This window comes from Micromonospora sp. NPDC049274, assembly GCF_040678875.1.
In the GTDB taxonomy this organism is placed as follows: domain Bacteria; phylum Actinomycetota; class Actinomycetes; order Mycobacteriales; family Micromonosporaceae; genus Micromonospora.
The window spans coordinates 110,634-123,448 of sequence record NZ_JBFAQS010000019.1 but is presented as its reverse complement, the minus strand read 5'-3'; the positions used below and the strand labels follow the sequence as shown (position 1 = coordinate 123,448).

Annotated in this window: 13 protein-coding genes and 1 tRNA gene; 3 read left to right on the top strand and 11 right to left on the bottom strand. The window is 70.0% G+C overall.

From position 1 onward, the window contains the following. Positions 1 to 10: 10 nt before the first annotated feature. From AB0K10_RS28200 to AB0K10_RS28185, 4 genes are read right to left on the bottom strand one after another with little or no spacing between them, the layout of a single operon-like run. The gene (locus AB0K10_RS28200; protein WP_363688382.1) at positions 11 to 520 is read right to left on the bottom strand and encodes a DUF4913 domain-containing protein; all 510 of its coding nucleotides are present in this window, start codon (positions 518 to 520) and stop codon (positions 11 to 13) included. Further along, positions 517 to 1,662, bottom strand: coding sequence for a hypothetical protein (locus AB0K10_RS28195; protein ID WP_363688381.1), 1,146 nt, complete (start codon positions 1,660 to 1,662; stop codon positions 517 to 519). Before AB0K10_RS28195 ends, AB0K10_RS28200 begins: the two co-directional genes overlap by 4 nt. A 19-nt stretch (positions 1,663 to 1,681) precedes the next feature. Continuing rightward, positions 1,682 to 3,121 carry a relaxase gene (locus AB0K10_RS28190; protein ID WP_363688380.1) on the bottom strand — a complete coding sequence of 480 codons (1,440 nt, stop codon included), beginning with the start codon at positions 3,119 to 3,121 and terminating at the stop codon, positions 1,682 to 1,684. Beyond that, positions 3,118 to 3,534: a hypothetical protein gene (locus AB0K10_RS28185; RefSeq protein ID WP_363688378.1), complete on the bottom strand. Its 417-nt coding sequence runs from the start codon at positions 3,532 to 3,534 to the stop codon at positions 3,118 to 3,120. Before AB0K10_RS28185 ends, AB0K10_RS28190 begins: the two co-directional genes overlap by 4 nt. Positions 3,535 to 3,937: 403 nt before the next feature. Between AB0K10_RS28185 and AB0K10_RS28180 the strand changes: the two genes are divergently transcribed. Beyond that, positions 3,938 to 4,198, top strand: coding sequence for a hypothetical protein (locus tag AB0K10_RS28180; RefSeq protein WP_363688376.1), 261 nt, complete (start codon positions 3,938 to 3,940; stop codon positions 4,196 to 4,198). A 95-nt stretch (positions 4,199 to 4,293) separates the two neighbouring features. On the opposite strand, the gene AB0K10_RS28175 is transcribed toward AB0K10_RS28180, so the two are convergent. Beyond that, complete coding sequence (locus AB0K10_RS28175; RefSeq protein WP_363688374.1) at positions 4,294 to 4,509, bottom strand: hypothetical protein; 216 nt, start codon at positions 4,507 to 4,509, stop codon at positions 4,294 to 4,296. Positions 4,510 to 4,674: 165 nt separating this feature from the next. Here AB0K10_RS28175 and AB0K10_RS28170 point away from each other — a divergent pair, with 165 nt between their 5' ends. Further along, positions 4,675 to 5,118, top strand: coding sequence for a hypothetical protein (locus AB0K10_RS28170; RefSeq protein ID WP_363688372.1), 444 nt, complete (start codon positions 4,675 to 4,677; stop codon positions 5,116 to 5,118). Here AB0K10_RS28170 and AB0K10_RS28165 read toward each other — a convergent pair. The 6 genes from AB0K10_RS28165 to AB0K10_RS28140 form a co-directional block, all read right to left on the bottom strand. Continuing rightward, positions 5,066 to 5,551, bottom strand: coding sequence for a hypothetical protein (locus AB0K10_RS28165; protein WP_363688370.1), 486 nt, complete (start codon positions 5,549 to 5,551; stop codon positions 5,066 to 5,068). The two genes, AB0K10_RS28170 and AB0K10_RS28165, sit on opposite strands and share 53 nt — an antisense overlap. 158 nt (positions 5,552 to 5,709) lie before the next feature. Beyond that, positions 5,710 to 6,675, bottom strand: coding sequence for a hypothetical protein (locus tag AB0K10_RS28160; protein ID WP_363688368.1), 966 nt, complete (start codon positions 6,673 to 6,675; stop codon positions 5,710 to 5,712). A gap of 119 nt (positions 6,676 to 6,794) precedes the next feature. Continuing rightward, complete coding sequence (locus AB0K10_RS28155) at positions 6,795 to 8,027, bottom strand: ATP-binding protein (protein ID WP_363688366.1); 1,233 nt, start codon at positions 8,025 to 8,027, stop codon at positions 6,795 to 6,797. A gap of 177 nt (positions 8,028 to 8,204) precedes the next feature. Continuing rightward, complete coding sequence (locus tag AB0K10_RS28150) at positions 8,205 to 9,224, bottom strand: site-specific integrase (RefSeq protein WP_363688364.1); 1,020 nt, start codon at positions 9,222 to 9,224, stop codon at positions 8,205 to 8,207. Continuing rightward, positions 9,221 to 9,559 (bottom strand): AbrB/MazE/SpoVT family DNA-binding domain-containing protein, encoded by a 339-nt coding sequence (locus AB0K10_RS28145; RefSeq protein WP_363688362.1) that lies wholly within the window; start codon positions 9,557 to 9,559, stop codon positions 9,221 to 9,223. Before AB0K10_RS28145 ends, AB0K10_RS28150 begins: the two co-directional genes overlap by 4 nt. Positions 9,560 to 9,813: 254 nt before the next feature. Beyond that, positions 9,814 to 9,900: transfer RNA gene (locus AB0K10_RS28140), tRNA-Leu, on the bottom strand. Positions 9,901 to 10,129: 229 nt separating this feature from the next. On the opposite strand from AB0K10_RS28140, the gene AB0K10_RS28135 reads away from it, so the two are divergent. After that, complete coding sequence (locus tag AB0K10_RS28135) at positions 10,130 to 12,712, top strand: tetratricopeptide repeat protein (RefSeq protein WP_363688360.1); 2,583 nt, start codon at positions 10,130 to 10,132, stop codon at positions 12,710 to 12,712. The last annotated feature ends 103 nt before the right edge of the window (positions 12,713 to 12,815 follow it).

The following is a 12,815-nucleotide window of genomic DNA, read 5'->3' as shown; positions in this document are numbered from 1 at the left end:
CGCTACGGTGTCAGTCCCACCAACTCCACCAGTCTTCGGGCGCGGACTCAGCAGGCATCTCCGGGGACGGTTGGTGCCGCGTCTCTCCAAGGGCGCCGGAGGCAGCACAATTGCGGAATGGTCCGTCGTCGCCGTACAGAATGGGCAACTGGTGGTCCAGCTCTCTCAGCCAGGGCAGCATCCCGGTCATCTGCAGGCGGGCCTGTTCCCAGCCGTACCACAGGGCCGTTAGCCGTGTGACCGCTTCGTCGTGGCGCCACCATTGCTCGCACCAGTGCCACCGGGTCATGCCGACCTCGCCGATCGGGCGCGGGAAGGTCGGCAGCAGATAGGTGGTCACCCATTGCTCGACAGTCGAGTACAGAGGCGGCTGATCGTCACCATCGCCAGCGTCGGCGCGTTCGGCTCGGGCCTGCTGCAGGTCGGCAACCTGCGCTGCCAGCCTCGCCACCTCAATAGCGAGCTCGTCGAGTCGGGTAGCCCCGTCAGTGCGGGGCCGTGGAGACGCGATGGCCGTCATCGTGTCCTGCCCCGCATCGGCACCGAAGTGACCGCTGCCGCAGGTTGCTTCCCGGCGACTGCAGGGTTGACCTGGGCTACGCGAAGCTTTGGGAAAGCCTGCACCCATGCCGGCGTCGCGAGTGTGTCAGCGCGGTGGGCGGCAGCCGCGGAGGCGACGAGGTGATCGGCGTTGTCATCGTGGAGACCGCTCGCCGTCTGCCCGGCTGCGTACTCGTTAGCCGAGGTACGGGGATTGTCGACCGTCCCGCCGTCGCGGACTCCTTCGTCGCGCTCGGCAGCAGCTCGGCTCTGTAGGTCGCGGGCCAGGGCCTCCTCGACGTGTCTCTGCGCGAGGCGGATCGCCTCGACCGGCTGCCTGTCAGCGTCGCCCGCCCTGATCGCCTGGTTCATCTCTGCGGCGAGGTCGCGGAGTAGTTGTACCGGTTCGCCGGCGGGAAGCTTCCCGGTGGCACGCCATTGGCGCTGCAACTCGTCGAGGGCCTCAGGCCGGACGTGCTCGGCCAGCTTCATCGCCTCCTGCCTAACGACGGCATCGAAGCCGTCGACCACCGCACGACCACCTGGTGGCAGTGCTGCTGGACCGTCCGGGGTGATACCCCGCCGGTCGGGTGTGCCGCCGTGCGCGCGAGCTCCGCCATACTGTCGGCGACCTGAGCGCGCGTCGCGCTCCCACACCTCTCGAGCAGCGGTACGCATGGCCTCAGGGATTGGTGCTCCCGCCTGCCGGTTGCGGTCGTAGGCGGCCATGAGGTCCGGGCGGATCTGCCGCAGCCGTTGCTCGGCGAACTCGGCCGCCCGCTGGGCTACCGGGTCGCTGCTGGCGTGGATCGTCGCGGTACGCCAGACGGCGGCGGCCTCAGCGAAGGTGGCCTTGTTGACCAGCCAATCGCCGTCCAGCGAAGACGCCATCCGCTCGCGGTCTACTCGTACCTTCGCTGCCAGCCGGTCGGCTTCGCGGCGGGCCTTCGCGGCGGCCTGTTCGCGGTGGGCCTCGCGTTCGCGTTCGGCGGCCTTGTTCTGGATGCCGACGGCGGCCCAGCGGGCGCCTGCCTCGCCGACGGTCGCCATCGTCGCCAGCCCTTGCAGGAACTGTTGGCGGGTCTCGGCCATCGGGTCCTCGTGTTGCTGCGGATGCGACACGTGCCCCTCCCTTGCCTGCTCAGCGACCGCGCGAGGTACGCCGGCCGCCTCCCACTGTCAGTTGAGGTGTTGACGTTGGAGTTAGCGGCAGCGTTACTGCCCATTGCCGGCCACCCGCTACCACACGCAGCGCGTCGGCTGCGGTCCGGGCCGCTTCGGCCTGGTGCAGGCGTTGCTGGGCATTTCGCAGGTGCTCGAGGGTGTCGGCGAGTCGGGCGAGATCCATGATCAGCGCGAGGGCGGCGATGGTGTCGTCGTCGCCGGAGAGGCGGCCCAGGAGCGCTACCAGGCGCGACATGGCGCGCATCTCCTGGGAACGGCTGGTGGATTTCTGGACCCACCCGTATAGGTCCCGGGCCGCTCGATCGAACACTTCGGCTGCCCGGTGAAGTGGCCCGCGCCGGTCGCCCTCCACGGTGTAGGCCAGGCTGGTGAGCACGTCCGCTGCGGCGAGCGCGGTGGCCTGTGCCCGTGCGGGCGCGGCGTGAGCGTCGCGGCGGATGTCGTCGGCGGCAGCGGTGACCACCTTTGCGGCCTGGCGCATCGCGTGGACCCGTTCGGTCCGGCCGACCGGCGGCGCTGCTGGCAGGGGCGTCGGAGTGCCCCACCGCAGCCGCAGCTTCGGCAGGGTCATGTCGGGTGCCAGCCGGCCTCCGCTGAAGTACACCGGCTGTCCACCGGCGGTGCGTGCGCCTGGGAGGGCCACCGCGTAGCCGGTGATCTGGCGGGGATCTGTGCTGCTGTGCCGGAGCCGGACCAGGATGCCCGCAGCGCGTAGCCAGGCGAAGAACTCCTCCTCGGCGCCGGCCGCAGCTACGGCCGTGCGTAACCGCCGGCGCAATTCGTCCCGGGGGGTCTGGGCGCGGCCGGCGCGGCGGGCCTTGCTGACCTCGGCGGGGTGGGGGCGGCGGTGGGCGGTGCGGTCAGCCGGCGCGACCCGGCGGTGCAGGTTGTAGCGGCGGGCAACGTTGTAGGTGGCCTTAACGCAGCGCAGGTAGTCGTTGCGCAGCCAGTTGGTGCGGCCGTCCTCGCGCACCAGCGTGGCAACGATGTGTACGTGGTCGTCGGCGTGGCGCATGGCGATCCAGCGCAGGCCCGGGTCAGTGGCGGTGGTGGCGACGCCGACCTCAGTCAGCATCTGCACCGCCATGTTCGCCCAGGTCGTGTCAGTGATGCTGCGATGCCGATCTTCGGGGGCGAGTCGCATGCTGGCGTGCCAGACGAACTTGGTCGGTGGGCGGTAGCCGGCGCGGACCGGCTGCTCCAGCATCGCCGTCAGCGCCCGGAGATCCCTCTTGTCGCTGGCGGTGACTTTCGGTTCGAGATGAATAAGGGGGCCTGCGCCGTCCCAGGCGGCAACGAGGTGCGGGTTGACGTGTTCTTCGGCCTTGCCTGGGCCCCATAGGTAGCGCAGCAGGCCGCCAACCCGCGAACCGCGCCGGTGCACTCGCGTGATCACCGCAACTTCCTGTCGATCCGGGAGATCACCTCATCGACGCGGGCCACCGCCGCCGCGCAAAGTCGGACGGCCTCGGCGGCCCAGTCGGGCAGTTGGCCGGTGGCGTTGAACGCTGCGGCGGCCTGGTTGACGTTGTTGCCGAAGATCACCACGGCCCGGCGGGCGGCGAACAACTCGTGCTGCAGGTCGCGTAGATCGCCGGTCGCGCCAACGGGTGCCTGCGCCGCAGACGCAGCGGCGACCGCGGCCTTCGCCGCGTACCCCGTCGCGGTCAGCTGCGCGACCGCCGCAGCCGCGTCGATCGCGGCCTTCTCCTCGTCAGACAGCCTGAGCAACACCGCGTGCGGGCGACCCGGCCGATTGTGGGCACGATGGCGGGCCTTACGGCGCGGGGCAGGCTGCTCACGGTCCATTGACGCCACTGTGCGCCCAGGGCGTTGCCGGCGGCGTCAGCGCGAGCGGCTACCGGGGTCGACTTGGCCGACGAAGCGGGCGGCCGCCCGCTCCCCATTGCCGATCTGCGACCGCGCCCGGTCGAAGATTGATAAGCAATGGCCATATCTTGCTCCAACCGCCGCCTGTCCGATCAGATGCGAATAGGCGATCGCTAGTGTCCGGTCCAAGCGAACGTTGCGGAGTCCAGACCTACTTTACGGAGGTCGTTGCGGCGTCCAGAGATAGGTTGCGGGGGCCGAACCTGGACCTCCGCGCTGAGGGGTGCACAATTTCGGCGTGACTGTCGATCTTCCCGCACGGCCACAGGATATGTCCGCTCGTCATCGCCAGCATGTCTCCCCTGGCCGACGGTCAGTCCGCATGGACCTGTTCCTCGGCACCGTCGACGCCAGCGCCCAGGCGACCACGCACCTCGATCCAAGCACCCCTGCAGCCACCTCGAACGACAACGCCGAACTCGTCATCGCCGACTACGTCAGACCCACCCCAGCGGAATCTGGCTACCTCGACACCGTTACCAGCCCTGCACCCTGGCCCAGCCGCGACGCACCACCAGGACCACGAGGAGGACGACCGCTACTCGGACGCGAACGCAAGCTCTTCGCCACACCGGGAAGCTGACCGGGGCAACAAGTCACGGTCGGCGACGAGCGTTTCGGCATCCGAGGCGCAACCCGCTCAGGCATCGCCCATGACGGGCTGCCCTGGCATCGACCTCACTGACGGGTATCGAACGCCTCAACCGCCCGCTGAACAGTTCGACCAAGGTCAGCACCATCGAGCCGAATCGGTCCGGCCTCGTCACCAACGCCCGAGATCACCACAGTGAATATCTTCGGGTTGACGCCGTCGGTCCGCTCTCCGTCCACCTTGATCAGCATCGACGCGCCGGTCGCCGCCACTGCGCGCAGCAACGAGTCCAGCTCCTCCACCGCCAACCGAACTCCATCGAGATCCACGCCTGCTCGCCAGGCCGGCGCAGACCCATGCCACTCATTCACCTGATCATCCAAGCACGCGTTCACGACGCCTGGACCGGTCACGAGCGCCGCCGGACAACTTGATCAGCCTTGTGCTGGTCATGGAAGACTATTCGGATGTCCTCAACCGTTCCGCGCACCGTCAAGGCGATCGAAACCAACGAGCTACTGCGCCTGGACGACGAGGCACGGGCACGCGGTTTCAACCGCTACCACGGAGCCGGATGGTTGGCCACGAACGCGGCACCGTCAGCGATCCACTATCTGCACCCGGTGGTCGTTCACCAGGCCGGACGGCGGCCTGAGTTCACGCCTCACTGGCGTTGCGCCCTGCTCCTGAAGCTTCATGACGATCAAGAGGTCTTCTCCCTGCTGGATGTCTGGCCACCGTCGTTCGAGCAGTTGCCGGAAACCCTGCAGGCAGAAGCGAAGTCGGCTATCTCGCACCGGCTGCTGGAGGGGAACCTGCCAACCCAGGCGCAGTGGGTCGCCTCCACACCCGCCTCCATCAGATCCGCTCGGGATCCGCTAGCAGAACCACCCGGTCGAGGTCCGGCTTGAAGCCGAGCACCGGATGGTTCCGGTCACCCTCAGCGTCCATGAATACCGTCTTGCCGAGCGCACGACCGATGGCGCACATGAGCTCGCACAGCACGTCCACGCCCTGCTGGCCTTGAAGCTCGCGGAGGTCAACATCGAAGTCGATCTCCTCGGAGGACATTGGCCGGAAGATCACCAGAACGGAAGGGATGGGCCAGGCACGGAGATCAACGGTCTCCGCGTCAGCCGGCCGTGACAGCACCTCGGCCGCTGACGGCAGCGGCCCCGGAACGCCGCCTTCCAAGTACTCCCACCGCCATCCATTTGACCGGACCAGGTCGAACATGATCTGCCAGTCCGCCACGGAGGCGCCCGGCACGGACAGGTCCGGCAGCGCACCCATCAGTTCGGGATCGAAGAAGTTCTTGACCTCGTCCCACACAAGATCCGGCATCCCGTCATGCTGCCTTCCAGCCCACTCAGCCGCAGCCGGATTACCGGGCAGACCGCCCGGCACCGACTTCAACCGAGCAGCCGGCGAAGCGCCTCCTTGCCGAAAATCCGCAACCTATGTCTGGACAGAAGGCGCCGGGTTTGTCCAGACCCGGACGGCTATAGCGAGCTGTCGACGGACAGCCGCTTGAGCATCCCGGCGGTCGCGACGATCAGCATCTCGGCGTCCTCGCGGGTGAACTCGAAGTCCTGCGTCACCGGGTCCGCGTGGCCCGCGCCGCTCATCGTCGAGAACAAGTCCTCGACCATGAACGCCCACCGCTCGTCGTAGGTCCGCTCCCGCGGGGCCTTCGTCCTCGCCGCGTTGAACAGCTTCAGCGTTCCGTACGCGTCACGGACCTGCTCCACGGCCTTGCGCGCCTCCACGATCGCCGGATCGATGTTGCCCTGCCGGAGCAGCTCACGCGCCTCCCGCAGCGCCGCCACCGCGCCGGTGTAGTCCGCGCCTCTGACCAGCGGCACCAGCAGTTCGACGAAGGCCCCGGCGTCCACCTTGACCATCTGCCCCGCCCACTCCCCGGCGTTGATGTCGAACCTCAAGTCCGAGGTCCGCACCTTCTGCAACGGGCGCTGGTGCTCCAACCTTGTTCCCGCCGGCGGCAACAGGGTCGCCTTGCTCTCTCCATCCTTCAGCACCCAGCCCAGCTGTGCGGCGCTCCGCTGCCGGGCCGCGGTGATCGGCTCCGAGTCGTCCGCCCACTCCAGCGACAACACCGACAGCTTCAGGTTCACCCACAGGTCCCCGCCTGCGCGCAGCTGCTCGACGGCGCGCAGCTGCTCGTCGGTGACGAAGCCCGACAGCTGCACCTGGCTTGCCTGGACGAGCGGCGTGACCAGGTTCGCGGCGTTGAGGGCGCACAGCATCCGCTGGCTGCGCCTGCTGTCCTCGACGTGCATCTCGGCGCTCACCCGGTACGCGATACCCGGAGCCAGGTCCTGCAACTTGTTGATCCTCAGCGTCACCTCGACCTTCGCGCCTCCGGCGCCCGCATACAGGCTCAGGGCGCGCCGGGCCGGCTCCAACTGGAGGGAATCTCCGTTGCCGAGTTCTATGACTGCGTTCATGGCTCACCCATTTCTCTGGCGCCGGCCGTGGCGCTGTGACGCGGAAACCTTAGGTGACGCGGCGGCCGGGGGCGAGGTCGTTACCCGTCGTCCGCAACGCCCCCGTGGCTACCGGCTGGTCAAGACCCGGAGGGGCGCTGACGCAACGAGTCACCGAGACCCAGGGCTCGGAAAAACCGCCCGCACAGCCGGTCCATGACGGGCGTCAGGTCGCACCGGAGTTCGACGGTGGTGGCGCTCGTGAGGCGCTGGTATTGCTCGTCGGGGTACGGGACCGACGGGTCCCAGCGTCGGCCCATCCCCTGGCGCACCGGCGTGACGTCGCGTGTGCCGTCCAGGCGGAGTGCGATCCCGACGATCCCGCCGAAGCCGCTGCGCTCCGCGATCTCGGAGAAGGTCGCGAGAGCCAGGGCAGCGTATGTGGCCGCCAGGTGCGGGAGGATGAGCTTCTGGTATTGAGGGTGGCCCCTTTGGTCCGCGCCCCAGTCGGTGACATCGCGGGCCGCGAGCGTGAGCGTGCCGGATTCCGCAACCTCCAAGTACACGTTGCACACTTCGCGCGTGTAGTACCCAAAGGCGAAGCCACTGGGAGTGTCGACGCCGTTGCGACTGCTGAACGGAAAGCTCGGATCCGACATGAGCAGGTTCGCGAGAGGGCCATCATTGACGGCTCGAAGACGGTCTTGAGCAGCGTCGGTGACGGAGGCGAGCCACGAGCGGCCGGAGGCCACCTCGTCGCGCAGCAGCTCTGGTCGGTGCGCCTGGAGTGGTGCCACCGCCATGGTCAGAGTGCACGACCCCATGTCGTGGACGGCCGCCGAACGCCCTGCGCGCTCCAGGTCAGGCAGGATGCTGTCCTCGGACACGTCGCGCAGCCGGTGTAGGCGGAACACCTCGGAATCGGACAGCGGCCTCACAACCCGGTCCGCGCGGCCGAGGTACCGGCCATCGACCTGGTGTGGCGCGAACGGGCTCGACGGTACGTCAACGATGATCAGGCCGGTCCGGGGATCGTTCGGGTTGACCACGTCCGTGACGGTGATCGCCAGGGGCGGGTCGATCCGAGCGAAGCACACGCTCTGGATGCGCTCGACGTGGCCGGCCAGCTCGACCGGGGCGAGGGTGGTCGCCCGCCCGGTGTTCCTGTCCTCCTCGACCCCGATGACGAGCGTCCCCCCGTCGATGGCTAGCGCAGCAACGTCCTTCGCCAGTTCCTTCTTGGCGCTGTCGCTCGTGCCGTAGTTGTCACGCTTCAGCTCGAACTGATGGTGCTCATGCACTTCGCCGGACGCGACATCGGCTTCCGCCTGCGCCCAGTCGCGCCAGGTCCATGAACGTCGGGGTGCCGTCACAGTCGCCCATCCTGGCATAGTGCTGCGACAAGCCTCGGCCATCCGCAGCACGGCCTCCTGCCCACGCCCTGCCCTCCTCGGCTCGACCGAACGCCGGAAACGCTGGCCACCGATCTTCCAACCAGCTCGCGCGGGTGGACCAGACCCTGCGGCCAAGTCCACCCGCTGACAGCGTTCTCAGGCCAGAGAATGGGCTTCGTTGGTCAGCGCCGCCAGAGCGGCGGCGACCTCCTGCAGACTCGCCCGAACGTACGTACTGGTGGTGCCGACGTCGCTACCGCTGTCGGAGTGCCCGGCGTACGCACGGGCTACGGCGTAGCCAAAGTTCCGCTCAACCCACGTCAACGTCGTGTGCCGCAACCAGTGGGTGCTGATCTGCTGCACGTACACCCACGGCAGGTGCTCACCGATGCGCACCCACAGGTGGTCGTAGCGCCGATAGGTGATCGGCTGCCCGTTGCGGTAACGCAGCAGCTGCCCCGTTCCCGACGCCTGGCGCTCCTCGGCATGCTGCTGCAGGTGCCTCATCAGCGTCGGTGACACCGGCTGCCACCGCACCGTGTCGCCCTTCTCCCGCAGCAGGATGAGGCACTGGTCCGGGTCCAGGTCGACGGGCCGCAGCGCCAGCGCACCGCCCCGGCGGCACGCCGTCTCGGTGTGCAGTCGCAGCAGCAGGCTGTCCAGCGCCGGGTCATCGCCCGTGCTGGCAGCAACGGCGTTGATCTCCGCCAACCGGTTGTCGGCCACCGCTCGCCTGGTGCTGGGCAGGCGCCGCGGCTTGGCCACCTTGAGGGCGGGGTTGTCCGCCGCGGTGACGTACCCGTCGGCAACGGCCCGCTTGTACAGGCACCGCAGCGCGGAAATCAAGTGCTCCGCCGCGCTACGCCCGCCTCGCGCGTTGCGTCGGGCCACCACATGCGTCTTGGTGTACTCAGCGAGCTGCTCAATCTCCGAAGGTGTCGGCTCATCGAGCCGCCGTTGCCCCCACTGCTCCAGGACCCGCTTCCAGTACGAGCCGTACGCCCGCCGGGTGCCGTCGCTGACCGCCGCCGCTACCACCGGCACGTACTCGGCGAACGTCGGCGCGGGTGGACGGTCCGACGCCGCCTCAACGAGGTCAGCCGGCGAGATCCCCATCCGCGCCAGCAGTAGCCGCGCGGCGTCCAGCTCGGCCCGGCCCACGGTGGTGTCGCTCATGCCTGACCACCGCCCAGCAGGTCTGCGTGTACCGCCACGACCATCGCGTCCAGGGCGGCGGGAGGATGCACCACCAGGAGGCCGTCAGCCGGGTTGGCGGCCAGGAGCACGCGGTCACCGGCGGTCAGCCCGCACCAGTGCCGGACGGCCGCCGGCAGGTGGAGGTGGCCTTGGCCGGTGACGGTGAAGACGCCCTGCCGGTCCAGCCGGACGACAATGACACCGGAGGCCTCGCGGATATGCAGCCGCGTGCCTGGCCCCCATCCGAGGGCCCGGATGACCGCACGGTCGGCGATCCGGCCACTGCTGTCGATGGCAGCCAGGCCGTACAACATCGTGCCGGTACGTGACGTGGGTAGCACCGGCAGGGGCAACGGCGGACGACGAGTGGCTCCACCACGCGGTCGATGCGGGCTCTGCTCACGGTCCGACAGCCTCACGGCCGGAATGACGGGAGCCACGGAACGCTCAGCCACGACAACCGCCCTCGATCGAGACAGGCTCGGTCGAGGGTGTCGCTGAGGTCAGATTTGCGTGATCAAGCGCGCTTGACCACCAGTACGCGATACACAGCATGGATGCTGCAATTTGGTGTCCGAGGGGGGACTTGAACCCCCACGCCCTATACGGGCACTAGCACCTCAAGCTAGCGCGTCTGCCATTCCGCCACCCGGACCTGCTCGTTCAGCCTACCTTGCCGCTCAGATGATCTTTCCATCCGAGGTCGGCACGGCGAGCCGCACGGGGAGTTACTGTACACGGCACTCGTGGATCATGCACATCGCCTACCGAGCCCCCGCCGACCCGCCCTCCCGCCGCTGCTCACCCGTCACCGAAGGTCACCGAAGCGGGATCGCGCGTGGGCCCGGGTAGCGTCGGCGGCTCGGTAACGGCAGCATTGCCCTGTGTCCCATCCCTCTCCTCTGGCCGCCGTCCAGCAGCAGGCCCTCGCACTGCGCACCGCAGGCGACCTCGGCGGTGCCCGGCAGCTGCTCGCGGACGCTGTCGGGTCCGCCCGTCCGCCGTACGGCGAGGACCATCCCGAGGTGCTGCACACGGCGCACCTGCTGGCCCGCCTGCATCGCGAGGCGGACGACCCGCTTGCCGCCCGCCGGGTGCTGGAGGAGGCCTTCGCTGCGGGCGAGCGGCGCTGGGACCACTCCGCGCCGATGATGCTCGCGCTCGCCTTCGAACTGGCGGAGGTCGCCGAGGAGTTGGGCAACAGGCACGAGGCCCGCCGCAACTACACGCGCGTGGCCAGCGCCGGGCCCGCCGTGCTCGGTGAGCACCACCCGGTGGTACGCGCCGCCCGTGACTACCTCGGCGAGGCCAGCCCTGACCCAAAGCGGCCGGACGTCGGGTCGTCGACGTCCACCTCCGCTGCCCCGACGGCGAACTCCGGAGCGTTGACCGGCCCGACGCTGTCCCTGGCGACCCTTGCCGCGATGCGGCCGATGGCGGGCGACCCTTCGGCACCCGCGTCGCCCTGGGCCCCGCCGCCTCCCTCGGCACCCACCCGTCCGGCACCGACCGCGTCCGCCCCGTCACCGGCACCGGCCACCCCCGCCCGTCCGGTGCCGACCGCGTCCGCCATGTCGCCGGGGCCAGCCACCCTCGACCGTCCGGCGCCGCCGCGCCAGCGGGCCGAGCAGCAGCCGGCGGCGTCGCCCCGGCCACCGGTCGCGCCGCCGCCTCGGGCCGCCGGCGAGCCGGCGCCCGTCCGGCAGCAGCCGCCACCCGTACCGCCGCGTCAGCGAACGGGTGATCAACCGATCCAGCCGGTCGTCAAGGCGCAGCCCTCGGCGCCGGCGGCCGCGAACCCGGCCCCGCCGGCCGCCACGCAGCCCTCCGCCGTGCCGTCGGCATCCCCACCGTCGGTTCCGGCGCCGCGGTGGGCAGACCCGACCATTCAGGTACGGCAGATCGAGCCCCTGCTGGCCGAGGAGGCCGCGCGGATCGCAGCGGCCGGACCGGGCGGACCAACCCGCACGACAGGTCGGCCGGGGCCTTCCGGGGTTATCCCGACGACTCCGGGCGCGGCGCCCACCCGCCCGGTGAGCGGGCCACCGCTGCACCACGCGGTCGGCACGACGCCCGCCGCGCCGCAGCCGGTCTCCGCGCCGCCGACGCAAGCCGGACCAACCTCCGCACCGGCCGGGCGTCCTTCCCGTCCGGTGTCGGCCCCGCCCGATCACGGCCAACCCGTCTCCGGACCACCCGACCGGTCGCATTCTGATTCCGTGTCACCGGCGGTCCCCACCCCGCCGGTGGCCGGACCGCCCGGCTATGGCCCGCCCGTATCCGCGCCACCCCTGCACACGTATCCCGTGTCGGGGCCACCAGCGCCGACGTTTCCGGTGTCCGGACCACCCGCCCACGGCCAGCCCATCTCCGGACCACCCGGCCACCCCTACTCCGTGTCCGGACCACCAGCGCCGACGTTCCCGGTGTCCGGACCACCCGCCCACCACTACCCCGTGTCCGGACCACCCGGTCACAGCCAGCCCGTCTCCGCGCCGCCGGTGAGCGCGCCGCCCTGGGGACTGACCGCCCCGCCCTGGAGCAGCAGTGCGCCCCCGCATCCGCTGCCCACGGCTGGCGGCCACCCCCCGGATCCGAGCCGGACGGACATCGGGGAGCCCACCCCGGACGGTGAAACCACACCGCACGGTGAAACCACACCGATCGGGGAGACCACTTCGAACAGTGCGGCCATCGTGGGTGACCGGTCCGCCGCGGGCGGCGAGAGCCTGCCGATCGCCGGCTCGGCACTGTCGACCGTGCAGGGCGAGCGGTCGGGGCTCGCGTCCGCGTCGACGGAGGTGTTCCCGGCCGTCGGACCAACGCCGACCCCACCGCGGGACACGACGGCGGGGTTCGTCGCGCCTGTGACCTACCCGCCGGTCGCCCCCACGCATCCGCCCGCCGCGCAGTACCCGGCCAGTCAGCAGTACCCGGGGCAGCCCTATCAGCACAGCCACGAGGTGTACCCGGGGCAGCACTACCAGCAGGACGCCTACTCCGGTCCGTACGCCGACGAGGGTGGTTCGACGGGCCGCAACCGGGCGACGCTCATCGGTGCGGCGGTGGCGGCAGGGGTTGCCCTGGTCGCGGTCGCCGGCCTGGGTGTGGTGGTGCTGAACCGTGACGACGCGCCACCGCCGCCCGGCGCCGCCGTGACGGCGACGTCGTCGGCTGCCGGCCCCCCTCCCGGTGATCTGAAGCTCCGTGACGACGTTGCGACGATCACCCTGACCTGGACGGACCCGTCGGGGGGTGCGGTGCCGTTCATGGTCGCCGGCGGACGGGCCGGTCTCGCGCTCGGGGTGATGGCCACCGTGGAGCCGGGGCGGACCAGCCACACGGTCAACGGGCTCAGCTCCCGGGTGGACTACTGCTTCACGGTGCTGGCGGTCTACTCCACGGACAGTTTCGCCACCTCCGGCCAGGTCTGCACGAACCGCGAACGGTCCACGCCGCCGAGCTGACCCGCAACGGTGCATGCTGCCGAGCTGACCCGCGATCGGTCCACGCCGCCCGACGGACAGAGTCGGGTTCGCGATCCTCGAGTTGAGCTGGGCGTCCACTGCG

Coding starts and splice junctions, on each gene's coding strand:
- AB0K10_RS28200 (WP_363688382.1), bottom strand. CDS start 520: ATGACGGCCATCGCGTCTCCACGGCCCCGCACTGACGGGGCTACCCGA.
- AB0K10_RS28185 (WP_363688378.1), bottom strand. CDS start 3,534: ATGGACCGTGAGCAGCCTGCCCCGCGCCGTAAGGCCCGCCATCGTGCC.
- AB0K10_RS28180 (WP_363688376.1), top strand. CDS start 3,938: ATGGACCTGTTCCTCGGCACCGTCGACGCCAGCGCCCAGGCGACCACG.
- AB0K10_RS28170 (WP_363688372.1), top strand. CDS start 4,675: ATGTCCTCAACCGTTCCGCGCACCGTCAAGGCGATCGAAACCAACGAG.
- AB0K10_RS28165 (WP_363688370.1), bottom strand. CDS start 5,551: ATGCCGGATCTTGTGTGGGACGAGGTCAAGAACTTCTTCGATCCCGAA.
- AB0K10_RS28160 (WP_363688368.1), bottom strand. CDS start 6,675: ATGAACGCAGTCATAGAACTCGGCAACGGAGATTCCCTCCAGTTGGAG.
- AB0K10_RS28150 (WP_363688364.1), bottom strand. CDS start 9,224: ATGAGCGACACCACCGTGGGCCGGGCCGAGCTGGACGCCGCGCGGCTA.
- AB0K10_RS28145 (WP_363688362.1), bottom strand. CDS start 9,559: ATGTTGTACGGCCTGGCTGCCATCGACAGCAGTGGCCGGATCGCCGAC.